The organism is Kribbella sp. NBC_00382 (assembly GCF_036067295.1).
Classification (GTDB): Bacteria; Actinomycetota; Actinomycetes; order Propionibacteriales; family Kribbellaceae; genus Kribbella.
Genome location: NZ_CP107954.1, coordinates 6,779,990 through 6,806,240, shown reverse-complemented (window position 1 = coordinate 6,806,240; position 26,251 = coordinate 6,779,990). Strand labels below are relative to the sequence as shown.

Annotated in this window: 22 protein-coding genes, 7 tRNA genes and 1 riboswitch; of the genes, 13 read left to right on the top strand and 16 right to left on the bottom strand. The window is 67.2% G+C overall.

Going from position 1 to position 26,251, the window contains the following annotated elements:
• Window positions 1–150: 150 nt before the first annotated feature.
• Complete coding sequence (locus tag OHA70_RS32310; protein WP_328324058.1) at window positions 151–624, bottom strand: GbsR/MarR family transcriptional regulator; 474 nt, start codon at window positions 622–624, stop codon at window positions 151–153.
• A 62-nt stretch (window positions 625–686) separates the two neighbouring features.
• Here OHA70_RS32310 and OHA70_RS32305 point away from each other — a divergent pair, with 62 nt between their 5' ends.
• On the top strand, window positions 687–2,237 hold the full coding sequence (locus tag OHA70_RS32305) for an MFS transporter (RefSeq protein WP_328324056.1): 1,551 nt from the start codon (window positions 687–689) through the stop codon (window positions 2,235–2,237).
• Window position 2,238: 1 nt separating this feature from the next.
• Here the strand turns inward: OHA70_RS32305 and OHA70_RS32300 are convergent, their stop codons facing one another.
• Window positions 2,239–3,687 (bottom strand): glycine hydroxymethyltransferase, encoded by a 1,449-nt coding sequence (locus tag OHA70_RS32300; protein WP_328324054.1) that lies wholly within the window; start codon window positions 3,685–3,687, stop codon window positions 2,239–2,241.
• A gap of 45 nt (window positions 3,688–3,732) precedes the next feature.
• A riboswitch (ZMP/ZTP riboswitch) is annotated at window positions 3,733–3,816 on the bottom strand.
• A 10-nt stretch (window positions 3,817–3,826) separates the two neighbouring features.
• Window positions 3,827–5,452, bottom strand: coding sequence for an acyl-CoA dehydrogenase family protein (locus OHA70_RS32295; protein ID WP_328324052.1), 1,626 nt, complete (start codon window positions 5,450–5,452; stop codon window positions 3,827–3,829).
• Window positions 5,453–5,470: 18 nt separating this feature from the next.
• Between OHA70_RS32295 and OHA70_RS32290 the strand changes: the two genes are divergently transcribed.
• The 3 genes from OHA70_RS32290 to OHA70_RS32280 all read left to right on the top strand — a co-directional run bounded on the left by OHA70_RS32290 (window position 5,471) and on the right by OHA70_RS32280 (window position 8,710).
• Entirely contained in the window at window positions 5,471–6,712 is a 1,242-nt protein-coding gene (locus OHA70_RS32290; RefSeq protein ID WP_328324050.1) for a YihY/virulence factor BrkB family protein, read from the top strand.
• A 163-nt stretch (window positions 6,713–6,875) separates the two neighbouring features.
• Window positions 6,876–7,943, top strand: coding sequence for a ribosome small subunit-dependent GTPase A (rsgA, locus tag OHA70_RS32285; protein WP_328324048.1), 1,068 nt, complete (start codon window positions 6,876–6,878; stop codon window positions 7,941–7,943).
• 23 nt (window positions 7,944–7,966) lie between these two features.
• A complete protein-coding gene (locus OHA70_RS32280) occupies window positions 7,967–8,710 on the top strand; it encodes an SDR family NAD(P)-dependent oxidoreductase (RefSeq protein ID WP_328324046.1) in 744 nt (247 codons plus the stop codon).
• A gap of 3 nt (window positions 8,711–8,713) precedes the next feature.
• Here OHA70_RS32280 and OHA70_RS32275 read toward each other — a convergent pair whose 3' ends face one another.
• The 4 genes from OHA70_RS32275 to OHA70_RS32260 all read right to left on the bottom strand — a co-directional run bounded on the left by OHA70_RS32275 (window position 8,714) and on the right by OHA70_RS32260 (window position 9,616).
• Entirely contained in the window at window positions 8,714–8,986 is a 273-nt protein-coding gene (locus OHA70_RS32275) for a hypothetical protein (protein WP_328324044.1), read from the bottom strand.
• A 354-nt stretch (window positions 8,987–9,340) separates the two neighbouring features.
• A tRNA-Val gene (locus OHA70_RS32270) sits at window positions 9,341–9,412 on the bottom strand.
• A gap of 31 nt (window positions 9,413–9,443) precedes the next feature.
• Window positions 9,444–9,514 (bottom strand) — tRNA-Cys (locus OHA70_RS32265).
• Window positions 9,515–9,543: 29 nt separating this feature from the next.
• Window positions 9,544–9,616: transfer RNA gene (locus tag OHA70_RS32260), tRNA-Gly, on the bottom strand.
• Between the two features lie 205 nt (window positions 9,617–9,821).
• Here OHA70_RS32260 and OHA70_RS32255 point away from each other — a divergent pair.
• The gene (locus OHA70_RS32255) at window positions 9,822–10,265 is read left to right on the top strand and encodes a pyridoxamine 5'-phosphate oxidase family protein (protein WP_328324042.1); all 444 of its coding nucleotides are present in this window, start codon (window positions 9,822–9,824) and stop codon (window positions 10,263–10,265) included.
• 332 nt (window positions 10,266–10,597) lie between these two features.
• Here OHA70_RS32255 and OHA70_RS32250 read toward each other — a convergent pair.
• From OHA70_RS32250 to OHA70_RS32240, 3 genes are all read right to left on the bottom strand, one after another.
• A tRNA-Val gene (locus tag OHA70_RS32250) sits at window positions 10,598–10,669 on the bottom strand.
• Between the two features lie 31 nt (window positions 10,670–10,700).
• Window positions 10,701–10,771, bottom strand: a tRNA-Cys gene (locus OHA70_RS32245).
• A 52-nt stretch (window positions 10,772–10,823) separates the two neighbouring features.
• Window positions 10,824–10,896, bottom strand: a tRNA-Gly gene (locus OHA70_RS32240).
• 180 nt (window positions 10,897–11,076) lie between these two features.
• Here OHA70_RS32240 and OHA70_RS32235 point away from each other — a divergent pair.
• A complete protein-coding gene (locus tag OHA70_RS32235) occupies window positions 11,077–11,910 on the top strand; it encodes an aminotransferase class IV (protein ID WP_328324040.1) in 834 nt (277 codons plus the stop codon).
• 105 nt (window positions 11,911–12,015) lie between these two features.
• On the opposite strand, the gene OHA70_RS32230 is transcribed toward OHA70_RS32235, so the two are convergent.
• Entirely contained in the window at window positions 12,016–12,576 is a 561-nt protein-coding gene (locus OHA70_RS32230) for a CGNR zinc finger domain-containing protein (protein ID WP_328324038.1), read from the bottom strand.
• Window positions 12,577–12,698: 122 nt separating this feature from the next.
• Between OHA70_RS32230 and OHA70_RS32225 the strand changes: the two genes are divergently transcribed.
• Window positions 12,699–12,770, top strand: a tRNA-Val gene (locus OHA70_RS32225).
• A gap of 167 nt (window positions 12,771–12,937) precedes the next feature.
• Here OHA70_RS32225 and OHA70_RS32220 read toward each other — a convergent pair.
• Both OHA70_RS32220 and OHA70_RS32215 read right to left on the bottom strand, forming a co-directional pair.
• Window positions 12,938–14,416 carry an ArnT family glycosyltransferase gene (locus OHA70_RS32220; protein WP_328324036.1) on the bottom strand — a complete coding sequence of 493 codons (1,479 nt, stop codon included), beginning with the start codon at window positions 14,414–14,416 and terminating at the stop codon, window positions 12,938–12,940.
• Between the two features lie 66 nt (window positions 14,417–14,482).
• Window positions 14,483–15,199: an SDR family NAD(P)-dependent oxidoreductase gene (locus OHA70_RS32215; RefSeq protein ID WP_328324034.1), complete on the bottom strand. Its 717-nt coding sequence runs from the start codon at window positions 15,197–15,199 to the stop codon at window positions 14,483–14,485.
• Between the two features lie 186 nt (window positions 15,200–15,385).
• Here OHA70_RS32215 and OHA70_RS32210 point away from each other — a divergent pair, with 186 nt between their 5' ends.
• The 4 genes from OHA70_RS32210 (at window position 15,386) to OHA70_RS32195 (ending at window position 20,896) form a co-directional block, all read left to right on the top strand.
• On the top strand, window positions 15,386–16,498 hold the full coding sequence (locus OHA70_RS32210) for a GntR family transcriptional regulator (RefSeq protein WP_328324032.1): 1,113 nt from the start codon (window positions 15,386–15,388) through the stop codon (window positions 16,496–16,498).
• An 81-nt stretch (window positions 16,499–16,579) separates the two neighbouring features.
• The gene (locus tag OHA70_RS32205) at window positions 16,580–18,490 is read left to right on the top strand and encodes an ATP-binding protein (RefSeq protein ID WP_328324030.1); all 1,911 of its coding nucleotides are present in this window, start codon (window positions 16,580–16,582) and stop codon (window positions 18,488–18,490) included.
• Window positions 18,487–19,155, top strand: coding sequence for a response regulator transcription factor (locus OHA70_RS32200; protein WP_328324028.1), 669 nt, complete (start codon window positions 18,487–18,489; stop codon window positions 19,153–19,155). Before OHA70_RS32205 ends, OHA70_RS32200 begins: the two co-directional genes overlap by 4 nt.
• A gap of 205 nt (window positions 19,156–19,360) precedes the next feature.
• Window positions 19,361–20,896 (top strand): chromosome partitioning protein, encoded by a 1,536-nt coding sequence (locus OHA70_RS32195; protein ID WP_328324026.1) that lies wholly within the window; start codon window positions 19,361–19,363, stop codon window positions 20,894–20,896.
• Between the two features lie 151 nt (window positions 20,897–21,047).
• Here the strand turns inward: OHA70_RS32195 and OHA70_RS32190 are convergent, their stop codons facing one another.
• The 3 genes from OHA70_RS32190 to OHA70_RS32180 are packed head-to-tail and all read right to left on the bottom strand — an operon-like array spanning window position 21,048 to window position 23,433.
• Window positions 21,048–21,845: an ABC transporter permease gene (locus tag OHA70_RS32190; protein WP_328324024.1), complete on the bottom strand. Its 798-nt coding sequence runs from the start codon at window positions 21,843–21,845 to the stop codon at window positions 21,048–21,050.
• Window positions 21,842–22,486, bottom strand: a complete 645-nt coding sequence (locus tag OHA70_RS32185; RefSeq protein WP_328324022.1) for a DedA family protein — start codon at window positions 22,484–22,486, stop codon at window positions 21,842–21,844. The genes OHA70_RS32190 and OHA70_RS32185 overlap by 4 nt, the downstream gene beginning before the upstream one ends.
• Entirely contained in the window at window positions 22,483–23,433 is a 951-nt protein-coding gene (locus OHA70_RS32180; protein WP_328324020.1) for an ABC transporter ATP-binding protein, read from the bottom strand. The genes OHA70_RS32185 and OHA70_RS32180 overlap by 4 nt, the downstream gene beginning before the upstream one ends.
• 206 nt (window positions 23,434–23,639) lie before the next feature.
• On the opposite strand from OHA70_RS32180, the gene thrS reads away from it, so the two are divergent.
• Both thrS and OHA70_RS32170 read left to right on the top strand, forming a co-directional pair.
• A complete protein-coding gene (thrS, locus tag OHA70_RS32175) occupies window positions 23,640–25,664 on the top strand; it encodes a threonine--tRNA ligase (protein ID WP_328324018.1) in 2,025 nt (674 codons plus the stop codon).
• On the top strand, window positions 25,661–26,242 hold the full coding sequence (locus OHA70_RS32170) for an HIT family protein (RefSeq protein WP_328324016.1): 582 nt from the start codon (window positions 25,661–25,663) through the stop codon (window positions 26,240–26,242). The genes thrS and OHA70_RS32170 overlap by 4 nt, the downstream gene beginning before the upstream one ends.
• The last annotated feature ends 9 nt before the right edge of the window (window positions 26,243–26,251 follow it).

Genomic DNA, 26,251 nt, shown 5'->3' with positions numbered 1-26,251 from the left:
GACGGCAGTTCAAGCGATAGGTGCCCGAGGCTGCCGACTTTGTGCACGGTGTAGTCACCGGCAAACGATTGCCGATGGGTACACCGTGCACAAAGTCGAGGTGTGCGACCTGGGGTGGGTTGGAGATGCGGCGGAGGAGCCGTGCGGGGACTAACGGGCTGGGTGGTCGGCGCGCCAGTTCTTGATCATTTGGTTGAGGTCTTCGCGGATGAAGGCGAAGAACTCGGCGTTCTCCGACAGGCGCCGGCCGACGACGCTGTCCTCGCCGAAGAGGTCGACGCCGGACAGGACCGAGGACTCCCATTCGCCGAGGGCGTTGTTGCGGCGTTCGAGGATGGCGGCGAAGACGTCGTCGCGGATGCGGTAGTGGTCCTTGCGGGAGCCGGGCAGGCGTTCGCGGGTGATGAAGGAGACCTGGATCAGTTGCCGGACGGCTCCGGAGACCGCGGGCTGGCTGATCTTCAGCGACTCGGCGAGCTCGGCTGCCGTCATGGTGCCGTTAGGGCTGACCAGCATGCACGCCATCACCCGGGCCGACATCGTCGGTACGCCGCTGTTCGCGAGCACGCCGGCGAACCGTTCGACGAACTGGCTGATCTCAGCAGGGGTGGGATCCGGTGACATGGTTGAAGACTACAGCAGTCGGATCTATCCCAATTATCAGAGAGTTCTGATAATTTGCATTCATGACCTGCACCCCCGTGGCCGAGGCGGAGACGCTGACCGGCGGCCGTCGCTTCGGCGTACTGTCCGCGCTCTGTCTGGCCGTCCTCGTGCTCGGCCTCGACACCACCGTGCTGAACGTCGCGCTGCCCACGCTGGCCGCCGACCTTGACGCCTCCACCAGCCAGCTGCAGTGGATGGCGAACTCGTACAACTTGGTGCTCGCAGCGCTCCTTCTGCCCGCCGGCCTGCTCGGCGACCGGTACGGACGGCGCAAGATCATCGCGATCGCACTCACACTCTTCGGCGCCGCGTCCCTGGCGTGCGCGCTCTCCGACTCGGCCGACGCGCTGATCGCCTCACGCGCGGCCCTCGGCATCGGCGCGGCGATGATCGTCCCGGTCGCGCTCTCCCTGATCACCGTGCTCTTCCGAACCCCGGAGGAGCGCAAGAAGGCGATCGGCTTCTTCGTCGTGGCCAACAGCATCGGCATGCCGCTCGGCCCGATCGTCGGCGGCCTGTTGCTCGATCACGCCGGCTGGCAGTGGATCTTCTACCTCAACGTACCGATTGCGCTGCTCGCCGCGCTCGCGGTCAGCCTGCTGGTACCGGAGTCACGGAGTGCGAACCGCCCGAGCATCGACTGGCTCGGGATCGCGCTCTCCAGTGCCGGGTTGGCCGCACTCGTGTACGGCGTCACGAAGGCGGGCGAGAGCTCCTGGACCGATGGAGCCACGATCGTGTTCCTGGTGCTCGCCGTCGTTCTGCTGACCCTGTTCCTGCGGTGGCAACGCAGTCGACGCGGTAACGCTCTGATCGAGTTGCGACTGTTCAGCGAGAAGACCTTCACCGGGAGCGCGTTGCTGCTGACGGTCTCGGTGTTCGCGATCTTCGGCCTGCTGTTCACGATGCCGCAGTACTTCCAGGGCATCGACGGATCTGACGCGCTGCACACCGGGCTCAAGCTGCTGCCGTTCATCGGCGGCATGACGCTCGGCGCGAAGCTCGCCGCTCCGGTCGAGTCGAAGCTGGGGACCAGGCTGGTGGTCAGCGCCGGATTCGTCGTGATGGCCGCTGGGTTCGTACTCGGCGCTTCCACTGAGCTCGGTACCGGCTACGGCTACACGGCGATCTGGTTCGTCGTGGTCGGGTTCGGGCTCGGCTGCTCGATGCCGCAGGCGATGAACGCGGGCCTCGGCGTACTCGATCCGGAGCGTGCAGGCACCGGATCCGCGCTCCTGCAGGCCTTCCGGCAGGTCGGCGGGACGGTTGGCGTCGCAGTACTGGGCACGGTGCTGAACTCGGTCTATCGGAGCAACGTGGACACGGAGGGGTTGCCCGCCACTGCTGCCGAGGCGGTCGAGAGAGGTCTCGGCGGCGGGCTCGCCGTGGCGGCGAAGACGGGCTCGGCCGGCTTGCTCGACTCGGTGAGGGATGCGTTCCTGACCAGTCTCAACACGACGATGTGGGTGTCGGCGGGCATCGCGATCGCGGGCGCGGTGCTGGCCGTAGTACTGATGCCTAGTACCAAAACAGCGCCCGACCCTGAAGGGGACGGGCGCCGCTCGGTCTGACTCAGTTCAGGTCGAGGCCTGGGTACAGCGGGTGCTTGTCGAGCAGTTCGGCGGAGGCCGCGCGGACCTTGTCGGCGACGCCGTCGGCGAGGACGTACTTCGCCTTCGACGCGGCACCGGCCGACGTGGTGGTCGGGGTGACGCTGGACAGGACGTCCACCATCAGCTCGGCGACCTTGTCGAACTCGTCGGCGCCGAAGCCGCGGGTGGTGAGCGCCGGCGTACCGATCCGGACGCCCGAGGTGTACCAGGCGCCGTTCGGGTCGCGCGGGATCGCATTCCGGTTGGTGACGATGCCCGCGTCGAGCAGCGCCGACTCAGCCTGGCGGCCGGTGATGCCGTACGACGAGACGTCCAGCAGTACGAGGTGGTTCTCCGTGCCGTCGGTGACCAGCTTGACGCCACGCTTCATCAGGCCCTCGGCCAGCGTCACCGCGTTGTCGGCGACGTTCTGCGCGTAGGTCTTGAACTCGGGGCGGCGCGCCTCGGCGAGCGCGACGGCCTTGGCCGCCATCACCTGGCTGAGCGGGCCGCCGAGCACCATCGGGCAACCGCGGTCGACGGCATCGGCGTACTCGGGCTGGCACAGCACCATGCCGCCACGCGGGCCGCGGAGCGACTTGTGCGTGGTGGTCGTGGTGACGTGCGCGTGCGGCACCGGGTCGTAGTCGCCGGTGAAGACCTTGCCGGCGACGAGCCCGGCGAAGTGCGCCATGTCGACCATGAAGGTCGCGCCGACCTCGTCGGCGATCTCGCGCATCTTGGCGAAGTTCACCTTGCGCGGGTACGCCGAGTAGCCCGCGATCAGGATCAGCGGCTTGAACTCACGCGCCGTCGCGGCGACCTTGTCGTAGTCCAGCAGGCCGGTCTCCGGGTCGGTCCCGTACGAGCTCTGGTGGAACATCTTGCCGGAGATGTTCGGCCGGAAACCGTGCGTCAGGTGACCGCCGGCGTCCAGCGACATGCCGAGCATCTTCTGGTCGCCGAGCGCCTTGCGCAGCTTGGCCCAGTCCTCGTCGGACAGGTCGTTGACGTGCTTGGCGCTGGCCTCGGCGAGCGCCGGGGACTCGATCCGGTTCGCCAGGATGGCCCAGAACGCGACCAGGTTCGCGTCGATGCCCGAGTGCGGCTGGACATAGGCGTGGGCTGCACCGAACAGCTCGCGCGCGTGGTCGGCAGCGGTCTGCTCGACCGTGTCGACGTTCTGGCAGCCGGCGTAGAAGCGGTGCCCGACGGTGCCCTCGGCGTACTTGTCCGAGAGCCAGTTGCCCATCGTCAGCAAGGTGGCGGGGGAGGCGTAGTTCTCGCTGGCGATCAGCTTCAGCGAGGACCGCTGGTCGGCCAGCTCGGCCTTGATCGCGCCGGCGATGGTGGGCTCCACCGCGCCGATCACCTCGAGCGCGTTCCGGTACGCGGCCGACGCCTTCTCGGCGTCGAAGGGTTGAGTCATCTTCGTCTCTCTCCTGAGGTCGCACAGGGGTTCCCTGTGACAAGGTCGCGGCACCCAGGCGCACGGTGCCGACGGTCTTTTCGCTCCCCGGTGGTCGATCCCACCTCAGCGCCAGTCGCGACGCCGTAACCCTAGCGTGTCAGAGGATGCGGTCGAGGATCGGTCCGTACGCCGTACTGCGCGGCAGCGTGCCGAAGACGCCACCCCAGTCGCCGGCCAGCCGCGACGCCACGAACGCGTCGGACACCTCGGGCGTGGAGTGCCGGACCAATAGCGATGCTTGCAGGCAGACGGCCATCCGGGCGGCCAGCCGTCGAGCACCCGCTTCCGCGCCGGCCAGGTCGGAGAGCGATTCCAGTACGTCGGTCACTGCCGCGTCCAGTCGATGATCGGCGCCCTGGGCCGCGCCGACCTCGAGGAGCCATGCTTCGAGCGATTCGGGCCGTCTGAGGGCTCGAAGTACGTCGAGGGCGTTGACCGTGCCGGAGCCTTCCCAGATGGAGTTCAGCGGCGACTCGCGGAAGAGTAACGGGAGACCGCTCTCTTCGACGTAACCGTTGCCGCCGAGACACTCGAGCGCCTCCGCGACGGTGAACGACGTCCGCTTGCAGACCCAGAACTTGGCCAAGGGCAAGGCGATCCGGCGGAATGCGGCTGCCTGCTCGTCACCGGCCTGCGACGCGTCCATCGCGGCCGCCAGGCGCATCGAGAGAGCGGTTGCTGCCTCGCTCTCGATGGCGAGGTCAGCGAGTACGTTCTGCATCGCGGGCTTGTTCTTCAGCAGGTCGCCGAACGCGCTCCGGTGCGCGGTGTGCCAGGTCGCCTCGACCAGCGCCCGGCGCATCAACGCGGCCGAGCCGAGCACACAGTCGAGCCGGGTCGCCGCGACCATCTCGATGATCGTCCGTACCCCGGCGCCCTCGTCGCCGAGCCGGTAGCCGACGGTGGCGTGGAACTCGACCTCGCTGGACGCGTTCGACCGGTTGCCGAGTTTGTCCTTCAACCGCTGCAGGGCAAACGCGTTCCGGTTGCCATCGGCAAACACGCGCGGCACGACGAAGCAGGTCAGGCCGTCGGGCGCCTGGGCCAGTACGAGGAAGACGTCGACCTGCGGCGCGGAGCAGAACCACTTGTGCCCGTTGAGCACGTACTCACCTTCGGCACCGGTCGGGGTGGCGGTCGTGAGGTTGGCCCGGACGTCGGATCCACCCTGCTTCTCCGTCATCCCCATCCCGGCCAGCGCGCCCGCCTTCTCGGCGGCGGGCAGTCGGCGGGGGTCGTACTGGGTGGCTGCGAGGTGGGGGACCCATTGGTCAGCAAGTGCCTTGTCGGCGCGGAGGGCCGGTACGGCGGCGTACGTCATCGAGATCGGGCAGCCGTGGCCGGGCTCGACCTGCGACCAGACGTAGAAGCCGGCTGCGCGGGTGAGGTGTGGGGACGGCTTGTCGCTCGTCCATGGGGATGCCTGGAGGCCGAAGCCGACCGCCTTGTCCATCAGCCAGTGCCAGGACGGGTGGAACTCGACCTCGTCGATGCGATGACCGTAGCGGTCGTGCGTACGGAGTACAGGGGAGTTCTGATTGGCCGGGAGGGCGTGCGAGAGCGCTTCCTCGGAGCTGGCCAGTTCGCCGATCGCGGTCAGGCCGGGATCGTCGAAGAGGTCAGCGTACGGACGCAGAGAGTCACCGAGAGCGGTGTCTCGCGTGAAGAAGTTCACCCCTTGCAGTGGGGGAGCCTGATTCGTTACAGCGTTTGGGTCCGCCATGTCAGTACGGTAAGCGGTATGGCACGCTCTGGGTCCGAGACCTCCGTCTCACTTGCATGGGCCCGACGACTCCCCGGGACGACGTGGCGGTTGCTGACCCAGACGGTCGGCACCTGTCTGCGCTACCGGGTGACCGGATTGGCCGCGGAGGCGGCGTTCTTCGCGATCCTGTCGCTGCCGCCGCTGATCTTCGGACTGGCCGGCAGCATCGGTTTCATCGCCGGCAAGTACTTCCAGGTCGAGACGATCGACGACATCAAGCTGCAGATCGCCGAACTGGCCGGCCGGGCGCTGACCGCGGACGCCGTCAACAACGTGATCGTGCCGACCCTGGAGAAGGTGCTCGACGACGGCGGCCGGCCGGACGTGATCTCGGTCGGTTTCGTGCTGGCGCTGTGGTCCGGCAGCCGCGCGCTGAACGTCTTCGTCGACACGATCACGATCATGTACGGGATGGGCGGCCGGCGCGGCATCATCCGCACCCGGGCCCTGTCCTTCAGCCTGTACTGCGGTGCGCTGGTGATCGGCGTGATCGTCCTCCCGCTGGTACTGGCCGGTCCTGGTGCGGTCGACGCGTTGCTGCCCGCCCGGCTCGACTTCCTCAACCAGCTCTACTGGCCGGTCGTCACGATCCTGTCCGCAGGCTTCCTCAACACCCTGTACCACCTGTCGGTACCCGTACGGACCCCGTGGATCTCCGACCTCCCCGGCTCCTTCCTGGCCCTCTCGATCTGGATCCTAGGCAGCTTCGTCCTCCGCTGGATCCTGCAGACGACTGTCGGCGGCACCTCGATCTATGGGCCGTTGGCGGCGCCGATAGCCGTGCTGATGTGGCTCTACATGACAGCCATCGCCGTACTGATCGGCGCGGCGTTGAACGCGGTCGTCGACCGCATGTGGCCCCACAAATCCCGCAAACACGCCCTCGCGGAGGCCACCGAGCCGGTCATGAAGACGGACTCCAAGACCCACCACGAAGAAGCAATCACCCCCGACGACGAACGCCCCGAGGTCAAAATGGCCAAAGCCATCGAAGCCCTGGGCGAACCCCGCGTACATGCCGCACCCGCCGAGGTCGTCGAGCCTGTGGTTGAACCTGAGCCTGTCGTTGAGGTAGTCGCTGAACCGGTTGTGGAGCCCGTCGTCGAGGCTGTGGTCGAGCGGGTTGAGCCGGTTGAGTCGGTTGAGCCGGTTGAGGAGCGAGAGCCGGCGGCGGTCGGAAAACCCGGTGCGCCCAAGGAACCTGACGACCTAGGCTGATCGGGACGTGACAGCAGCGTTCCGTGTGTGCGGAGCGCCCAGGACATGGAAGGGAGCTGACGGTGTCATGAGCTTGGACCAGGCCCACCGGGCCGTCGTCTCCCACTTCGTCCGTCCGCTGAGCTGAACTCGCGGCCGGGCCTCCCGAAAGGTTCGTCGCAAGATGTCAGCAGAACTTCTGGCCCTCGGGCTCGACCCCGAAACGGCCGACTACCTCGCAACACTCTCCGAGGAACTGGTACCGGGCCGCGTGGTCCGGGTCGACAAGGGTTTGTCGACTGTCCTCACCGAAGACGGCCCGGTCCGCGCCAGCTGGTCAGGCGCAGTACTGGCGGCCATCTCCGCCGACTCTCAAGCAGTACCGTGTACCGGCGACTGGGTCGCGCTACGCCAGTGGCCGGACGACCGCATCACGGTCGAGGCGGTGGCACCACGGCGTACCGCGATCGTGCGGGCCGAGGTCGGCGGTAGTTCGCGCGGCCAGGTCCTCGCGGCCAACATCGACGTGGTCGCGATCGTCGTCGGGTTGCACCCAGAGCCCAACATCGGCCGGATAGAGCGCTTCCTCGCCCTCGCCTGGGAGAGCGGCGCGCGACCGGTCGTAGTACTGACCAAAGCCGACCTAGTAGGCGACGCCGACACCGTCGCCGAGGACGTAGCGACTGCCGCCCCCGGTGCCGACGTACTGGTCTGCAGTGCGACAACAGGCGAAGGCCTAGAAGACGTCAGAGCCCTACTGGACGGCAACGCCACCATGGCCTTGCTAGGGACCAGTGGCGCGGGCAAATCGTCTCTGGTGAACGCACTGGCCGGCGTGCAGCTCCTAGACGTGCAGGCGATCCGCGAGGACGGCAAAGGCCGGCACACGTCCGTACGCCGTGAGCTGATCCTCCTACCCGCCGGTGGAGTCGTCATCGACACCCCTGGGCTGCGAGGGATCGGCCTGCAAGAGGCCGGCGAGGGCCTAGCGGCTGCCTTCCCGGACGTCACCGCCCTAGCCGAGCAATGCCGCTTCAAGGACTGCGTGCACCTCACCGAGCCAGGCTGCGCAGTACGGGAGGCTCTAGACGAGGGAACGCTCTCCGTACGTCGGTACGAGAGCTGGGTGAAGCTGCAACGCGAAGCCGCCTACATGGCCCGCCGAGCTGACAGCCGCCTCCAGGCCGAGGCCCGCAAGGCCTGGGTCCGCCAAACCAAGGACTACCGCCGAGACATCAAACCGCGCCCCTAGGGCCGGGTGGAAGACTCGGCCCCATGGATCGTTCCGTCTTGGTCACCGGCGCCTCCCGCGGCATCGGCGCCGCCACCGCCCACGCGTTCGCCGCCGAAGGAGATCGGGTAGCCGTCCACTACGGCTCCTCCCGGGACTCCGCCGAAGCAATCCTGAAGGACCTACCGGGGGAGGGCCACGTCCTGGCTCAAGCCGATCTGGCCGACCCAACCGCAATCCAGCAGATGGTCGAGAGCGCCGCCAGTGCCCTCGGCCGAATCGACGTCCTGGTCAACAACGCTGCCATCTACGAACCCCACCCACTCCGCCAGACGACGTACGAGCAATGGCAATCAGCCTGGTCCAACACCCTCAACGTCAACCTCACCGGCACCGCCAACGTCACCTGGTGCGCAGCCCAGCACATGACCCGAGGCGCCAGAATCATCAACGTCTCATCCCGCGGCGCCTTCCGAGGCGAACCCAACCAACCCGCCTACGGCGCCAGCAAAGCGGCCCTGGTCTCCTTCACCCAATCCCTGGCCAGATCCCTAGGCCCAGAAGGCATAGCAGTAACCGCCATAGCCCCCGGCTGGACCACCACAGACATGGCCGCCGAAGCCCTCTCCGGCTCCGGCTACGACAGACGGCGTCTAGAGAGCCCGCTAGAAAGGGTCGCTGCACCAGCAGAAGTCGCCGCAGCAATCCTCTACCTCGCCTCACCCCTGGCGGAGTTCGCCACCGGCACAGTCCTCGACTTCAACGGCGGCTCCCACCTCCGCATGTGATGCTCAGGACCGCTCGTCCCGCCTCAGCTGCTCGACCATCGAGATCTCCGCTCTGAGCTGGTTGCGTCGCAGGACGTGGTGATGATGGCTACAGGCGTCCGGCTGCCGCACGGACTCCAACCACATGGTCACCGGCCAGCCAGCGCCGACCAGCGTCGCCCCCATCATCCCGCTCTCCCCGAACCGCAGCCCAACTCCGTGCCGGCGCGCGAAGTACCGTCGGCCGACAATCCTCACCCCCACGAAGTACCCGAACACCAGAATCGCAGTGAACACAGCTCCCCCTCCCAGTAGGGCCCATGGATCCGCCGATTCACGGGGGATTGGGCCTCTCTGCCGCTCACCAGAACCTGACGGACAAGAAGCACACCAGCCACGAACAAAGCAGCTGATACCAACCGACAAAGGCGGATCACAGCGGAGTCGCCTACCAACGAGGGCGGCTCGCGGAGGAGTCGCCTACCGACGAGGCCGGCTCGCGAGGGAGTCGCCTACCAACGAGGGTGAGCACAGCAGAGGGGGTGTGGGTGGCGAAGCCCCCACAACGCGGCAAGCGAAGCGCAGCCGCACAAATGACGAGAGCGACCCGGTCCGCCGATGTTGGCGGACACGAGTCGCTCATCGCTCTCGTGGACGATACTGGGATCGAACCAGTGACCTCTTCCGTGTCAGGGAAGCGCGCTACCGCTGCGCCAATCGTCCAAGCAACTACAGACTGCTTCAGGATGTTTCGAGGTGGAGACGGGATTCGAACCCGTGTACACGGCTTTGCAGGCCGTTGCCTCGCCTCTCGGCCACTCCACCACAGAGTCTCAGCCTACTGACCTGTACCGAGCGAACGACCGGGTTCGAACCGGCGACCTCAACCTTGGCAAGGTTGCGCTCTACCAACTGAGCTACGTTCGCATCGCGCTGAGCTGTTCGAAGTACTCCGAGCTGCTCGGTGCGAGAGCAGAACAGTAGCGCACTTTCCGCCAAGTTTGAAATCAGTATCCGGGCAAGTCCGACACACCTTCCCAGGCGTGAATCTCGCCACTTCAGCCCCACTGGTTGCACCCGTTCCTGAAGCATCATGTCTCCACCACACAAGGCCGAACCGGAGGATCTCCCGATGCCCCACGCCCCCGCCCGCAACGCGGAAACCCGCAAAGCCGACATCCTCCACCGCCTCGAATCCGACGTAGACGCCTGGGTGGCAACGGCCTCACCAGACGGTACGCCGTACCTGATGCCCCTCTCGTTCCTCTGGCTGGACAACACCCTGCTGCTCTCGACCGCCCGCAAGAACCCAACCAGCCTCAACATCCAAGCAACCGGCCTGATCCAACTGTCACTAGGCGAGACCCGAGACGTAGTCCTCATCACCGGCACGGCCGAGCTCGTCGACTCCCTGGACGACAACACCGCCAACGCCTTCGCCAAGAAAGCCGGCTTCGACCCCCGCCCCGCCAACTACCCGTTCTTCCGAGTAACCCCCACCCGCATCCAAGCCTGGCGAGAAGTCAACGAAATCCCCACCCGCGACCTCATGCTCGAAGGCAACTGGCTCACCTAAGCCAAGACAACAACCACGGCAGCGCCGACGGCAATCCAGGTGGACACGCGCGAGTCGAAAGACGAGCGGGTGCAAGGGCGGTGGGCGGAGACCCGCGGGGAGAGGCCCGGGCGAGACGCGGGTGGGCGGAGACCGGGGATAGGCCCCCCAACGCCGGAGCACCACAAGCAAAGGCCAGCCGTCGGGGGAGTACCGACCGTCGCCCCGTCGGCGCGCAGGACAGGGGGTGTGGGTGGCGAAGCCCCCACGCGCGGCGAGCGAAGCGAGCCGCACAAATGACGAGAGCGACCCGGTTCGCCGATGTTGGCGAACACAGATCGCTCTCGATCTCGTGGACGATACTGGGATCGAACCAGTGACCTCTTCCGTGTCAGGGAAGCGCGCTACCGCTGCGCCAATCGTCCAAGCAACTGCATGCTGCAACAAGGCTGATCGAGGTGGAGACGGGATTCGAACCCGTGTACACGGCTTTGCAGGCCGTTGCCTCGCCTCTCGGCCACTCCACCAAGCGAGAGAATGCTGGCCTACGACTCCATGACCAAGAAATGGCCCTCTCCGAGCGAACGACCGGGTTCGAACCGGCGACCTCAACCTTGGCAAGGTTGCGCTCTACCAACTGAGCTACGTTCGCGTTGCAACCGGGTTTTTCGTTCCCCTCGGTGCGAGAAGAACATTAGCGCACCTGCGGGCCAGTTCAAAAACGGGGGTCACCTACCGGCCAACCGCGTGTCATCGCCCGGTCACTCGCGGGCGTCGTGACGGGCCCCGGAAGCCTTGCGGCATAAGGTGTCCCGGGTTGGAAGGAGCAGGAATGAACATCTGGCTGAACGGCGCTCTTCACGACGCCTCTGCCATTGCGGGCGGGGCCACCGTCTCGCCGCTCGACCACGGCCTCACCACGGGTGACGGCGTCTTCGAGACCATCAAGATCGTCGACGGGCAGCCGTTCGCTGCCACCAGGCACCTGGACCGGCTGGTTGTCTCGGCCACCGGGCTCGGATTGCCGTCGCCCGATCTGGCGCTGGTACGGGACGCGATCGCGACCGTCGTGAAGGCCGATCCGGACATCGCGTTCGGCCGGCTGCGGATCACGTACACCGGTGGCGTCTCGCCGTTGTCGTCGGATCGCGGTACGGACGGCCCGACGCTGATCGTCGCGGCCCAGGCGATCGAGAAGCCCGCGTCGAGTTCCGCGATCGTCACGGTCCCGTGGGTGCGCAATGAGCGCAGCGCGGTCGCCGGGCTGAAGACCACGTCGTACGCCGAGAACGTCCGGGCGCTCGCCTATGCCAAGGAGCGCGGCGGCAGCGAGGCGATCTTCGCGAACACCATCGGCGACCTGTGCGAGGGGACCGGCTCGAACATCTTCTGCGTCTTCGACGGCGAGCTCGTCACGCCGACGCTGGAGTCGGGCGCGCTGTCCGGCGTCACCCGCAACCTGGTGCTCGCGTGGTTCGGCGGAGTCGAGCGGGACATCCCGTTGGCGAAGCTGGCCGAGGCCGATGAGATCTTCCTCACCTCGACCACCCGCGACGTCCAGGCGATCCACCGCGCCGATGAGCGCGACCTCGCAGTACCGGGTGAGGTGACGGCCACCGTCGCGAAGGTCTTCGCCGAACGCTCCGCCGACGACCTCGACCCGTAAGGGCAGGGCGTACGTAGTACAGGCAGAAATGCGCGGCGTACGTAGTACAGGCTGAAAACGAGAGCGTCCGGATCACCAGTCGGTACTCCGGACGCTGCGCGTCAGCTACTCGCCGGCCGTCTTGCGGCGTTCGCGGTAGGCCGCGACATGCAGCCGGTTGCCGCAGGTACGGGCGTCGCAGTAGCGCTTGGAGCGGTTCCGCGACAGGTCGATCAGCGCGTCGTCGCAGTCCGGCGCCTCGCAGCGCCGCAACCGCTCGCGCTCACCTGCCGAGATCACCTGGGCGAGCGCGATCCCGCACTCCACCGTGATCCGGCAGGTCAGCGACGAACCGTCGCGCGAGTAGTGGATGTGCCACGGGTGACCGTCGTGGTTGGTCAGCCGGGGCGTCGTCGTACCGCTGGCGACGATCGCGTTGATCATCGCCGCGGCCTCGGCGTCCGACGCCGTCGTGAACACCGGCGCGAACAACGGCCGCAGCTCCCGGACGTCCTGCAGGTCGGTCTCGGTCAGATTGCCCACCGCGCTGAACTCGCGTTCGTGGACGAACTTCTCCAGGTCCTCGAGCGTGTCCATCATGTCGACCTGGCTACTCGGCCCGGGCAGCGTGTTGACCAGCCGGACCAGCGTGCCGAGCGCGTGCTCGGTGTCGTGCGAGAAAGTCACAATCACGTCTCCAACGCGACGGGGTGTCCGTCTTGCCAGCAAGAGTAGCCCGGCCCGATTCGTACGTCGCTGACCAATGCGCTATGGTTTCACCCGCAACACAGTACGACGCAAGCAGATCCGGGCGATTGGCGCAGTGGTAGCGCGCTTCGTTCACACCGAAGAGGTCACTGGTTCGAACCCAGTATCGCCCACGAGATCGACGAGCGACCCATGTCCGCCAACATCGGCGGACCGGGTCGCTCTCTTCATTTGTGCGGCTTCGCTTCGCTCGCCGCGTTGTGGGGGCTTCGCCACCCACACCCCCTTGGCTGGGGTCGGGTTTGCTGGGTTGCCGCCCAGCCTTGGCTGCCTTGGCTTGTCAGTAGTACCTACGCAAGGCGGGCCAGGTTTGGGACCAGGGGAGTTTGGTTCCTGTGCAAAGGACTAGGGCTGCGCCTTGTTCTTCGTTGTCTGCGTTGACGCCGTTGCCGACAGTGCCTACTTGCCGGCATTCGGTGAAGTTGGCTTCGTAGGACTGGCTGCGTTCTTGTTCGACCAGGAGGACTGGGCCGTCTTGCATGTCTGAGGGCTGGGTCCAGTCGGCCAGGCTCATGTGGCCGGAGGCGGGTTGGGGGAGGCCGTGGGCGGGTCCGTACTTCGCTAGCGCGCCGGCTTCGCCGTAATTGCCGGCGAAGAGAACGGCTCGGGCCCGTTGGGCTTCGGGGATTTGTTGCCAGGCTTTGGCGGTGGCGATGGTCAGTTCTTGCCAGCCGATCTGTTCGCCTTGCTCGGCATTGACGGGGATGACGAAGTTGACGGCTGAAGCGGGTAGGACCGGCAGGGTGAAGAGCATCGAGGTCAGGGCGGTCAGGGCTAGGCCTACTGCCAGGGTGGTGCGGCGAGCGGTTGTGGTTAGCCAGTTGAGGGTGGGTTGGGCGCCGGCTGCGACTAGTACTAGGAGTAGGGGGAGGGCGTAGTAGGGCTTGCCGCCTAGGGCTAGTACTACGACGCAGAGGATTGGGTAGGCGAGTGCGACCGGGCGGGCCCAGCGCAGAGTCGGGGAGCGCCAGAGGTTGAGGAAGCCGGCTATCCAGATCGGTACCAGGAACGGGGAGAGCTGGAGGATCTGGAGGGGGACGAACATGATGCGGTTCTCGGTGCCGTCGTCCTCGCTGATGCCGCTGGCGACGGTGAGTTGGGGCCAGTCGTGGGTTGCTTGCCAGATCAGGTTGGGCGCGGCGATCAGGGCGGCTACGGCTAGGCCGGCTGGGAGCCACCAGGTGCGTAGTACGGACCGGGGGCCTGTGATGAGGACGGCTATCAGGAGTGCGGCTAAGGGGAGTACGACTAGGTACTTGTTCTCTAGGGCGATACCGGTTGCCAGGCCGAGGGCTACCCACCAGCGGGGGTTGTTGGTGCGGAGGAGCTTGATGGCCAGCAGGGCGATGGTCATCCAGGCGAGCAGGTCGTAGGTGGCCGTCGACGCGAGGTGGCCTACGCCCATCACGAAGCCTGAGACCGCAGTGCAGAGGGCGGCGAGGATCTGGGCTCGGCGGGTGGCGTTGAACTCGCGGGAGATCAGCGCGACCACCACGACGGTCAGGGCGCTGGCGAGCGTCGAGAACACCCGGATGCCCATCGGGGTCTCGCCGAAGATACTGCTGGACATATGGATCAGCAGCGGCGTGAGGGGCGGCTGGTCGACGTACCCCCAGGCGAGGTGGTCGCCGGCTACGAGGAAGTACAGCTCGTCGCGATGGAAGCCGTAGCGGCCCGACAGAGCAGTCAGTACCGCAGCCAGCGTCACCGCGATCCCGGCCACCGGCCGCGCCGCGAACCCCACCCCGGGACGATTCATGGCGGCATGTTGTCAGCCGGTGGGGGCGTCGGGAAGCTTTCGCCGTCAGCCGAAGTGCGGCACTTGTCAGCTGAGGAAGTACGGCGCTGCGCCGCGCAGCAGGTGGATCGCCCTGCCCGCGACCGAGTCGTCGGCGATGAGGTCGACCACCGCATCGGTCAACGTCGCCAGCGGCACCTGGGCGAGGCCGCGTTCGGCCTCCGGCATTTCCTCGTACTCCGAGATGCCACGCTCGGTCGCCACCCAATCAGGCACCACGCAGTTGACCCGGACGCCATGCGACTCCCGCAGCGGCGCGAGCGTCGCGGTGAACCGAATCAATGCAGCCTTGGCGGCGCTGTACTCGGGCGAGACATGCGCGCCGAACCCCAGCCCCGCAGTCGAACTCATGTTGATTACAGCCCCTCCGCCCGCATCGCGCATCGGACCGATCGCGAGCTGCGTCGCGACCATCGGAGCCCGCAGGTTGAGGTCGAGCGACGCGGACCATCGCTCAACAGTCGCCTCAGGAAAGCAAGGCCGCAGTACAGCCCCACCACCCGCGTTGTTGACCAGAATCCGCGGCCGGCACTCCATCAGCCGAGCCACCGCGTCGTCATCCCGCATATCAACCCGTACGAAGGTGGCAGCCGCCCCGATCAACTCGCAGGCCTCCCGCCCGCCATCCTCATCGATATCGGCCAACATCACCTCAGCCCCTTCACCCGCCAACCGCTGAGCAATCGCCCGCCCGATCCCCACCGCCGCACCCGTAACCACCGCAACCTCGCCCGCAATCTGCACGCCGATCACCTCCACCCACCACCCTCCCCGCTACCACCGACAGGAACTGCCGACGCACCCTGTGGTCGCGCCGCGCGAGGGGACTGCTGTAGGACGCAACAGGTTGGTATAGGTCAAGCGGGGTGCTTGCCTCTGGGGAATAGGGCTGGTTTGGTATATCAACTTGTTGAGTGGGAAGGCGATGGTGTGGTTCTGCTGTACGAGCGGATCAGTACGCATGTGCTCGAGGAGATCCGCAGTGGGGTGCTCGGGCCGGGGGATCGGGTGGCGTCCGAGATGGAGCTGGCGGCGCAGTTCGAGGTCAGCCGGATCACTTCCAAGCGCGCTCTCGAGGTACTACGGGAAGCCGGGCTGATCGAACGCATCCGGGGCAAAGGATCGTTCGTCGTCAAGCAGTTGCCGAACCTGGAGGGTGTGACCGCGCCGCTCAAGGGAGCGCTCCGCCCGGCGCGACGCCACCATGTACCGGGGTCGATCGCCCTCGTCATACCGGATGTGTCGGAGGCGTACGGCCTCGAATTGCTCCAGTCGATCGAGGAGCGCTGCGCCGAAGAAGGCGCAAATTTGATCGTACGACGCACCCGCGGCAGGCAAGCCGATGAGGAGCAGGCCGTGGAGTCCCTGGTCGCATCGGGCGAGGTCGACGGGCTGATCGTTTTCCCGGTACACGGCGACTTCTACAACGCGAGCCTCCTCCGCCAGGTGCTCGACGGGTTTCCGCTCGTACTCGTCGACCGGCATCTGTCGGGCATACCGGTGTCGGCCGTGCATACAGACAACGTCGCCGCGTCGCGTGCCTTGACCGAGCGGCTGCTTGATCGGGGGCATCGGCACATCGCGTTCGTGTCGCCGCCGCCGTTGAACACGTCGAGCATCGAGGACCGGCTGGAGGGCTTCCGGTCGGCGTTCGCGGAGCGGGCATCCGGTCAGTACCAGCCGCATCAGCTGACCGAGTTGCGCAGTACGTTGCCGGGATCGTTCACGCCGGAGAGCGTTCGGTCGGATCTCGAGCTGATCCGGGCGTTCCGGAACCGCTTCCCCGAGGTGACCGCGTTCGTTGCGTGCGAGTACAACCTGGCGAGGATGCTGGATCGCGCGCTGAAACCGAGCGATCTGGTGATCAGCTGCTTCGACTCACCGGGCGATCCGATCGCCGGCCCGCCGTTCCTGCACGTCCGGCAGGACCAGCGCGAGATGGGCAAACAGGCCGTCGACCTGCTGCTGGCCCAACTCCGCGGCGAATCCGTCCCGAAGCTCTCCCTGGTCCCGTTCCACCTGATCGATGCCGACCGCAACTGAACCCCGCCGCCACTCAGCCAGGGAGAACGCCTGACTTTCGGCAGTACTCCGGGAAGCGCGCTTCTGTGTAGCGTCGGGGGTGTGACGTGGACGCGCGCGGGTGACTTCGGGCTATGGGCCGGACTCTCGCTCCTGGTGCTCGCCGAGAGTGGTGCCCGGAACGACCCGCTCTGGATGAGGGCCGGCTGCCTCGCCGTACTGGCCGTCGCCATCCTGCTCCGCCGCTCCCGCCCGGTGATCGGGCTGGGCCTCGTGATCGCCACCGAGGTCGTCATCCTGGCCGTCAGCCTCGGAACGACTCTCGGCGTTCCGATCGCGCTGATCCCGGCGATCTCGTTGCTGAGCTACGTTTCCGGGCGCCGGGAAACGCAGCTGCGGCCGTTCGTGATCATGTCCTGCGGTCAGCTGGCCGCGTTGCTGATCCTCGGCCTGGTCGTGCATCCCGACATCCCGGTGACCGAGACGGTACTGAGCTGGCTGCTGATCCTGTTGCTCGGGCTGCTCGTCGTCGTGCTCCCGTGGTTGATCGGCCGGTACCGCGCGCAGCAGGCGTTGCTCGCCACCGCCGGCTGGGATCGCGCCGAGCGGATCGAGCGCGAACACCGGATGGAGATCGCGCAGGAACGACTCAGAGAGCGCTCCCGGATCGCCGAGGACATGCACGACTCGGTCGGCCACGAACTCAGCCTGATCGCGTTGCGAGCCGCCGCCTTGGAGGTCGACGCGGAACTCCCCGAGCGCCATCGCCGCGCCGCTACCGAGCTTCGCGAGGCAGCAGCCACCGCTACGGAACGGCTCGGCGAGATCATCGGCGTACTCCGTGATGGCGAGGCGTCGGTCGTACCGGCGCAGGAGACTGTGGCCGACCTCGTCGAGCGAGCGGCCGCATCCGGCCTGGAGGTGAAGCTCGTCCAGGAGGGTAACTCCGAGCTGTCCCCGATGGTCGACCGCGCCGTCCACCGGATCGTCCAGGAGTCCCTCACCAACGCGAGCAAACACGCCCCAGGCGCCGACGTCACGGTGATTGTGTCGCACGTCGACGACCACGTCGACGTCCGAGTGCTGAACGACCCTGCCCCCGGCCCGCCGAACACCCATGCCGCCCGACGATCCGCCGCAGGGTCGACGACCGCGGAGGCGCCTGGCCGGCGTGAGGCGAGGCTGGCGAACAACGCGGAGCCGGTTGGTCGGGGTGGGGTGGGGGCGGGGAACACGACGGCGGTTGGTCGGGGTGAGGCGGGTTTGGGCAACACGAGGGCGGGTGGTCGGCGTATCGCGGGGTCGGGCAATGCGGAGGTGGGTGGACGGGGAGCGGCGGGCTTGATGGAGGTCGGGGCGGGCGGCTTCGAGGCGGCCAGCGCGGCCGCCGGTCGGCGGGCAGACGCCGGGCGCGGGGCCGGCGGTCGGGGGTTGGCGGGGTTGGGGGAGCGGGTCCGGTTGGTCGGTGGGTCGTTGCGGGCGGAGGGGCGGAGTGGTGGGGGATTCGAGGTACTGGCTCGGATTCCGCGAGCTGGTGGGCCGGCCGAGGCTGAAGTACCGGTTGGTGTTGGGGCGGCGGATGAGCGGGCGACGGTACGGCGGAATGCCCGGCGTGGGTTGATCACGGCGGTTGCCGCGCCGGTCGCGATCGGGGCCGTCGTCGGATTGGTTGCCCTCGGCTACTACATGGTCGTCGGGTACAGCTCTATCCTGCGGCCGGCCGACTATGACGCGATCCAGGTCGGGCAGCCGCTCGACGAGGTCGAGACCCGATTGCCGGACATGCAGATGCTCGATGCTCCGACCGATCGGGTCCAGCAGCCGAAGGAGTGGAGCTGCCGCTTCTACCGGCCGGACGCGCCGTTCTCGACCACCTACGCCTATCGGCTCTGCTTCCAGAACGGCCTGCTGGTGGCCAAGGCCACCGTCCAGACCGGCTCAGTACAACCAGAGCTCCCCGCCACCGAAGGCCAACCGAGCGAAGCCCAGCCCACCACCGAAGGGACGCCGTGACGATCAGGGTTTTGCTTGCTGATGACGAAGCGATGGTTCGGGCGGGTGTGCGCGCCATCCTCGGTTCGGACGAGCTGATCGAGGTCGTCGCCGAGGCCGCCGATGGACAGGAAGCCATCGCGCTCACCCAACGCCACCGGCCCGACGTCGCCGTGCTCGACATCCGGATGCCGAGGATGGACGGGCTCGCGGCCGGCGCCGAGATCAAGCGGACCGTTCCCGAGACAGCCGTCGTCATGCTCACCACCTTCTCCGAGGACGCGTACATCGCGAAGGCGCTCGGCGACGGCGCCAGCGGATTCCTGCTGAAGTCGGGCGATCCCCATGAGCTGATCGCTGGACTGAAGGCAGTCGCCGAAGGCGCGGCGTACCTGTCCCCGAAGATCGCTCACCGGGTGATCGCCGAGCTCGGCGCCGGTACCGGCGGTGGTCGCATGGCACGCGCCGCGGCGGCGAAAGAGCAGGTCGGCGTGCTCAGCCCGCGGGAACGCGAAGTACTGGCCCTGGTCGGCTCCGGGCTCTCCAATGCCGAGATCGCCGGACGGCTGTACCTCGTCGAAGGGACCGTCAAGGCCTACGTCAGCGCCGTGCTCACCCGCCTCGCGGTGAAGAACCGGGTCCAGGCCGCGATCGTTGCCTACGAGGCCGGGCTGGTCTCGGATTGACCGTTACCGGCCAGCGCCGGCGGACCGGGGCCTGCGACGGGCAGTATCCGGGTGGCCGGCCGACGCTCCGGCGGGTGACATCGCCTGGACACCCGGTCATGGGATAGTGGACCTCCCGGGTGGATTGGTGCCTGGGATACACCCTTCAACAGCCCCAGGGGAGCGGCAGCCCCGCCCCCTCTCACAGAATCGGGGGATCTAGGTCGTGACCGACTCGCACAACTCCGGACAGCACAAGGACCGGGAAGCGGCTGCGGCCGAGGTCCGGAGGATGTGGCAGCCGACCCCGTCCTGGACCCAGCCGGATCCCAACCCAGCTCCCACCACGCCACCGCCCCCACCGCCGCCTGCGCAGAACAAACCGCCGGTGAGCAGCCAGGCGACTCCCGACCCGGACGAGGTCGAGGACGAGGCCGTGGAGGAGGAGCAGTCGGACGCGCTGTCCCAGGAGTTCCCTGGCGACTCGTGGTCCCAGCCTGCCGAGACACCCAGCGCCGCCCCGGACCCGTGGACCAAGCCGGCCGCAGAGCCCGCAGCCGACGCCTGGACCCAGCAGCCGGCCGCGGAGCCTGCCGCAGAAGCACGGACCAAGCCGGAGCCTGCTGCGGACCCGTGGAGCAAGTCAGCCGGGTATGAGCCGACAGGGGAGTCCTGGACCAGGTCCGGTACGCCGGAGCCGGCAGCGGACCCGTGGACGCAGCCCACCCAGGAGCCAGCCGGTCAGCAGTCGCCGCAGCTGTCCCCGGCCGCGCAGCACTTCTTCCCGCAAGGCATTCCCGGCCAGGGAGCGCCGCAGCCGGATCGCCAGGTCTCGTACCGCGCAGACGAGCTGCTGCAGGCTCTGCCGTTGCCGCGGGAAGCTCCTGCCGAGAAGGGCGTTCGCAGCGTACTGCGGTTGCGCCCGGGCACCTCTGAGCGGCTGGAGCGCATTGCTCGCGCTACTGCGGCGACTGCCTTCCGGCGGCCCGTCACGGTGACGATCGCCAACCCGAAGGGCGGATCGGGCAAGACGCCGACCACGCTGCTGCTGGCCGGCGCGCTCGGTCAGGCCCGTGGTGGCGGGGTAGTGGCCTGGGACAACAATGAGCTGCGCGGCAACATGCACCTGCGTACGCATGACACCAACAGCCGCTCGACCGTGACGGATCTGCTGCAGGCGATGCAAATGCTCACCCAGCCGGATGCGCGGCTCGGCGATGTCGGTGCGTACCTGCGTCATCAGGTGTCGGGGCAGTACGACGTACTGACGTCCGCGACGACGACGTACGCGCAGATCGAGGCGAAGGACTTCGACCAGATCCACCGGCTGCTGAGCCGCTTCTACAAGGTGCTGGTCATCGACACCGGCAACAACGAGGGTTCCAGCAACTGGCGCGAGGCGATGAAGGCGTCCGACGTCCTGGTCATCCCGATCAAGTGGAAGAGCCTGTCCTGCGCCGCCGCCGTGCAGATGCTGGAGGAGCTCGACCACCAGGGTCCGGACGCGCAGCGGTTGATCCGCCGCGCGGTCATTGCGGTCAGCAACGGCCCCGGCGACGTCAACAAGGAGGTCGAGAAGCAGCTCCGCCCGTACTTCGAATCGCGCGCAGCCGCCGTGGTCGACATCCCCACCGACCCCCACATCGCCGCCGAAGGCCCCCTGGACCACTCAGCCCTCCAGCCGGCCACCCGCCGCGCCGCACTCGAGCTGGCCGCCAAGGTCGCCGAACAAGTCACCATCGCACTCAACGTCCCTCGCTGAACACCAACCGCACCGTCGAGAAGGTGCGGGCTTGAACACCCAGTGGCGACCTTGAACAAGTAATAACTTGTTCAAGGTCGCCATTTCGTGTTCAAGGTCGCCACTCCCGTTCAAGGTGCCGCCTTGGTGCCCGAGTCCGGCTGGGCGGGGGTCAGGCGTCGCGGCGGGTGAGGACTGTGTAGCCGGCGTAGAGGGCTCCGGCTGCCCAGGTGAGCAGGACCAGGAGGCTGGTTGTGGGGGATAGGGGATCGGTGGAGCTGGAGAGGTAGTTCTGGCCGGCGCCGCCGGGGAGTAGGGCGGCTAGCCAGATGAGGGCCCGGATGCTGCTCTGGCTCATCATCATCGGGATGACGATCAGGAGCAGGAAGGCTGCCGTGAGGGTGCCGGCGGTGCTTCTGATGATGAAGGCGATGCCGGCGGCGAAGAGCCCCGCGAGGGTGACGTAGGTAGCGACCGAGAGCAGGTCGATGACCAGCGTCTTCAGGTCCCAGTCGGCCCACTGGCCCATCGCCAGGCCGCCGGTGATCGACGCGACGACGCTGAGCAGCAAGGTGTAGATGAACAGCACCGGGGCCAGGACGATCGCCTTGGCGAGTACTACGTTCCGGCGTACCGGAGTCCATTGCAGCGTTGAGCGGATGCTGCCGGTCGCGTACTCCGAGGTGACCAGCAGCATCGCGAACGCCGCGACGACGACCTGCACGATCGTCATCGACGAGACCGCCACCCCGCCGACAGCCGACTTGTCCATGACCCCTTCGTACGCGCGGTTCTCGTAGTCGTAGGCGGTCGAGAAGCCGAACTGCACAGCCAGCAGTCCGGTCAGCACCAAGGCTGCGACGATGTTCAGCCAGCTCGAGCGGACCGTCCAGAGTTTGGTCCACTCGGACGCGATCGCGCCCCGCAGGCCGCTCGACCTTCGCTGGACCGTGATGGTTGCCGTGGTCATCGGTCTCCTGCTTCGACTAGTTCGGGCTGACCCTCGACCTGAGGTTCAGGGGTCCGGCGGTGGTGGCGGATGGCTTCGACGATCAGCGTCACGCCGAGCGCCAGGCCGATGCCGAGGACGACGCCCTTGAGCGGGTTGTCCTCGAACGCCTTGCCGCCGAGGTAGCCGACCAGCGAGCAGTACAGGCCCCAGCTGACAGTGGCCAACGCGGCGAAGAGGGAGAAGTTGCGCAGGGGATAGCGGACCGCGCCCATCGTCAGCGTCACCGCGGTCCGGCCGCCGGGGACGTAGCGAGCGACGACGAGTACTAACCCGCCACGCTCATCAAGGGCGTTGCGCGCCCACAGCGACAGCTTGTGCCGCTTCGTTCCCGGTTCGAGGCGGTCGAGCAACCTGCCGCCGGCACCTCGGCCGAGCAAGTACGAGACGTGGTCTCCGAGGAACGCACCGGCTGCAGCCATCGCGATCACGACGTACAGGTTGGGCCCTCCAGTCGCGGCGAAGACGCCAGCCGTGACGACAAGCGTCTCGCTCGGGATCGCAGGGAAGAACCCGTCCAGTGCAGCGAAGCCGAACAGAGCCAGGTAGATCCACCACGACGACATCAGTTCCTGCGTGAAGTGCAGGATCGCGTCGCTCATCCCGCCACCACGCCGTACTCGACGCTGTCCGCGGTGAGCTCCATGTAGGCCTCCTCCAGCGAGGCCCGCTCGGTATGCAGCTCATGCAGCCGTACTCCGAGCTCGTGCGCGAGATCGCCAACCCGCTCAGCCGGTACGCCGGTGACGATCAGCTGGCCGGGTACCTGACCGGGGTGGTGGGGTGGGGTCAGCAATGGCACAGTCTCGACCTGTTCCGCCTCGACGATCAGCCGGTCCCGGAGTACGGCGAGGTCGGCCGGCGACGGAATCCCGATGCGCACGGTCGTCCGGGACGATCCCGCGATGACGTCGGCGATCGGCGCATCGGCGATCAAGCGGCCGCGACCGATCACGACGAGCTGGTCTGCCGTCAATTGCATCTCGCTCATCAGGTGGCTGGACACGAAGACGGTCCGCCCCTCAGCGGCGAGCCGGCGCATCAATCGGCGTACCCAGCGGACGCCGTCCGGATCGAGACCGTTCACCGGCTCGTCGAACATCAGTACTTCAGGGTCGCCCAGCAATGCGCCAGCGATCCCTAGTCGCTGGCCCATGCCGAGGGAGTACTGTCCGGCGCGCTTGCGGGCGACCTCGTCCAGCCCGACGATCGTCAGGACCTCGTCGACCCGGCTGACCGGGATCCCGTTGCTGCGGGCCATCGCGATGAGGTGGTTGCGGGCCGTCCGCCGGGGATGCAGCGCCTTGGCGTCGAGCAGGGCGCCGACCTTGGCGAGTGGGGCCGGCCAATCGGCGTACGGGCGTCCGTCGACAAGCGCGCGGCCTTCGGTGGCCGTGTCGAGCCCGAGGATCATCCGCATCGTGGTCGACTTGCCGGCGCCGTTCGGGCCGAGGAAGCCGGTCACCTGGCCGGGCGAGACGGTCAGGTCCAACGCGTCCACGGCGGTCGTCTCGCCGTACCGCTTGCTGAGTGCTTCGAGGGTGATCACACGGACCCCTTCTGAGTTCGTCACTGTCAGTACGAACCTAGGAATCCGCAGGCCGCGGCACATCGGACTATCGGAGTCACCCACCCCCGACTTTCGTCAGGTCCGGATGCCCCTGTGGATGGGCCGCAACGGCCGGCGACCGGACTCGATACCATCTGCGATGTGACGGGCCGCGCACGGCGGACCGGCGTACCCGAGGAGTGAACGTGTCGGAAGTCAAGGTCCATCTGATCGGCGTCGAGGGCGAGGCTGAGCGGAGTGTGACCGAGACGACGACCGTCGGAGAGCTGTTCGCCGAGATCTTCGGCCAGGATCGCTCCGCCATCGCCGCCAAGGTCAACGGGGAGCTGCGCGACCTGGCCCGGGTGGTGGCCGACGGCGACGAGATCGAGCCGGTGCTGGCGTCGTCCGCGGACGGTCTGGCGATCATCCGGCACTCGACCGCGCACGTGCTCGCCCAAGCCGTCCAGGACCTGTTCCCGGACGCCAAGCTGGGCATCGGCCCGCCGGTCGAGAACGGCTTCTACTACGACTTCGACGTGGCCACTCCGTTCACCCCGGAGGACCTGGGCAAGCTCGAGAAGAAGATGCAGCAGATCATCAAGGAGCGGCAGCGGTTCAGCCGCCGGGTGGTCTCGGACGACGACGCCCGTGCCGAGCTGGCAGGAGAGCCGTACAAGCTGGAGCTGATCGGGATCAAGGGCTCGGCCTCCGCCGACGCGGCTGAGGGCGCCTCGGTCGAGGTCGGCGCCGGTGAGCTGACGATCTACGACAACATCCGGCGCGATGACTCGGTGGCGTGGAAGGACCTGTGCCGCGGTCCGCACGTCCCCGCGACTGGGTACTTGGGCAACTTCAAGCTGATGCGCGTCGCCGCGGCGTACTGGCGGGGGAGCGAGAAGAACCCGCAACTGCAGCGCATCTACGGCACCGCGTGGGACAGCCGCGACGCCCTCAAGGCATACCTGAACCACTTGGAGGAGGCCGCCAAGCGCGACCACCGCAAGCTGGGCACCGAGCTGGACCTGTTCAGCTTCCCCGACGAGATCGGGTCCGGCCTGGCCGTCTTCCACCCCAAGGGCGGCGTGCTCCGCAAGGTGATGGAGGACTACTCGCGCCAGCGGCACGTGGAGGACGGCTACGAGTTCGTCTACACGCCGCACATCACCAAGGCGCAGCTCTTCAAGACCTCGGGTCACTTGGACTGGTACGCCGACGGCATGTACCCGCCCATGCACCTCGACGAGGAGCGCGGGCCGGACGGCGAGATCCGCAAGCAGGGTCAGGACTACTACCTCAAGCCGATGAACTGCCCGATGCACAACCTGATCTTCGGATCCCGCGGCCGGTCGTACCGGGAACTGCCGCTGCGGCTGTTCGAGTTCGGCACGGTGTACCGGCTGGAGAAGTCGGGCGTCATCCACGGCATGACCCGGGCTCGCGGCTTCACCCAGGACGACGCGCACATCTACTGCACCCGCGAGCAGATGCGCGACGAGCTCAAGAACCTGCTGACCTTCGTGCTCGGCCTGCTCGCCGACTACGGCCTGGATGACTTCTACCTCGAGCTCTCGACCAAGAACCCGGAGAAGTTCGTCGGGTCGGACGAGGTCTGGGAGGAAGCCACCGACACGCTGCGCGAGGTCGCCGAGGGCTCCGGGCTGGAGCTGGTCCCGGATCCGGGCGGTGCGGCGTTCTACGGACCAAAGATCTCCGTCCAGGCCCGGGACGCGATCGGGCGGACCTGGCAGATGTCGACGATCCAGCTGGACTTCAACCTGCCGGAGCGGTTCGAGCTGGAGTACACGGCTCCGGACGGCTCGCGGCAGCGGCCGGTGATGATCCACCGCGCGCTGTTCGGTTCGATCGAGCGGTTCGTCGCGGTCCTGACCGAGCACTACGCCGGTGTCTTCCCGCCGTGGCTCGCGCCGGTCCAGGTGATCGGCATCCCGATCACCGACGGGCACGTGGACTACCTGTACGAGGTGGCCGAGAAGCTCAAGGCGGAGGGCATCCGGATCGAGGTCGACCACTCCGACGACCGGATGCAGAAGAAGATCCGCAACGCCCAGAAGGCCAAGGTCCCGTACATGCTGATCGCCGGCGACGAGGACATGGCGGCCGGCTCGGTCTCCTTCCGCTACCGCGACGGCACCCAGAAGAACGGCATCCCGATCGCCGACGCGGTCGCCGAGATCGTCGAGGCAGTCAAGAAGCGCGTCCAGGTATGAGTGATCTCCCCGGCGATACGCCGTACGAGCTGGAGGGTGTGGAGGAGCAGGACGGGGTCGGTACGCCGGATCCGTTCCTGCGGCTGTGGACTCCGCACCGGATGGCCTATATCGCCGGGGAGAACAAGCCGACCACGGGGGAGGCGGGGCACGGGTGCCCGTTCTGCCGGATCCCGACGTTGCCGGATGTGGACGGATTGATCGTCCGGCGGTCGGAGGCGGCGTACGTGGTACTGAATCTGTATCCGTACAACCCGGGGCATCTGATGGTGGTGCCGTACCGGCATGTTGCCGACTACACCGAGCTGACGCCGGACGAGGTGTCCGACGTGGCGACGTTGACGCAGCAGGCGATGCAGGCGGTACGGATCGTGTCGGCGGCGCATGGCTTCAACATCGGGATGAATCAGGGCGAGATCGCCGGAGCGGGGATCGCCGCGCATCTGCATCAGCACGTGGTGCCGCGCTGGGGTGGCGACGCCAACTTCATGCCGGTGATCGCCCAGACGAAGGTGCTCCCGCAGTTGCTGTCGGACACCCGCGCTCTGCTCGCGAAGGCCTGGCCCACCACCGACTAGCTGCGCCCG

Bases quoted from the DNA above. Each gene is read 5' to 3' on its own strand.
- OHA70_RS32310 (WP_328324058.1), bottom strand. From the start codon at position 624: ATGTCACCGGATCCCACCCCTGCTGAGATCAGCCAGTTCGTCGAACGG.
- OHA70_RS32305 (WP_328324056.1), top strand. From the start codon at position 687: ATGACCTGCACCCCCGTGGCCGAGGCGGAGACGCTGACCGGCGGCCGT.
- OHA70_RS32300 (WP_328324054.1), bottom strand. From the start codon at position 3,687: ATGACTCAACCCTTCGACGCCGAGAAGGCGTCGGCCGCGTACCGGAAC.
- OHA70_RS32295 (WP_328324052.1), bottom strand. From the start codon at position 5,452: ATGGCGGACCCAAACGCTGTAACGAATCAGGCTCCCCCACTGCAAGGG.
- OHA70_RS32290 (WP_328324050.1), top strand. From the start codon at position 5,471: ATGGCACGCTCTGGGTCCGAGACCTCCGTCTCACTTGCATGGGCCCGA.
- rsgA (WP_328324048.1), top strand. From the start codon at position 6,876: ATGTCAGCAGAACTTCTGGCCCTCGGGCTCGACCCCGAAACGGCCGAC.
- OHA70_RS32280 (WP_328324046.1), top strand. From the start codon at position 7,967: ATGGATCGTTCCGTCTTGGTCACCGGCGCCTCCCGCGGCATCGGCGCC.
- OHA70_RS32255 (WP_328324042.1), top strand. From the start codon at position 9,822: ATGCCCCACGCCCCCGCCCGCAACGCGGAAACCCGCAAAGCCGACATC.
- OHA70_RS32235 (WP_328324040.1), top strand. From the start codon at position 11,077: ATGAACATCTGGCTGAACGGCGCTCTTCACGACGCCTCTGCCATTGCG.
- OHA70_RS32220 (WP_328324036.1), bottom strand. From the start codon at position 14,416: ATGAATCGTCCCGGGGTGGGGTTCGCGGCGCGGCCGGTGGCCGGGATC.
- OHA70_RS32190 (WP_328324024.1), bottom strand. From the start codon at position 21,845: ATGACCACGGCAACCATCACGGTCCAGCGAAGGTCGAGCGGCCTGCGG.
- OHA70_RS32185 (WP_328324022.1), bottom strand. From the start codon at position 22,486: ATGAGCGACGCGATCCTGCACTTCACGCAGGAACTGATGTCGTCGTGG.
- OHA70_RS32170 (WP_328324016.1), top strand. From the start codon at position 25,661: ATGAGTGATCTCCCCGGCGATACGCCGTACGAGCTGGAGGGTGTGGAG.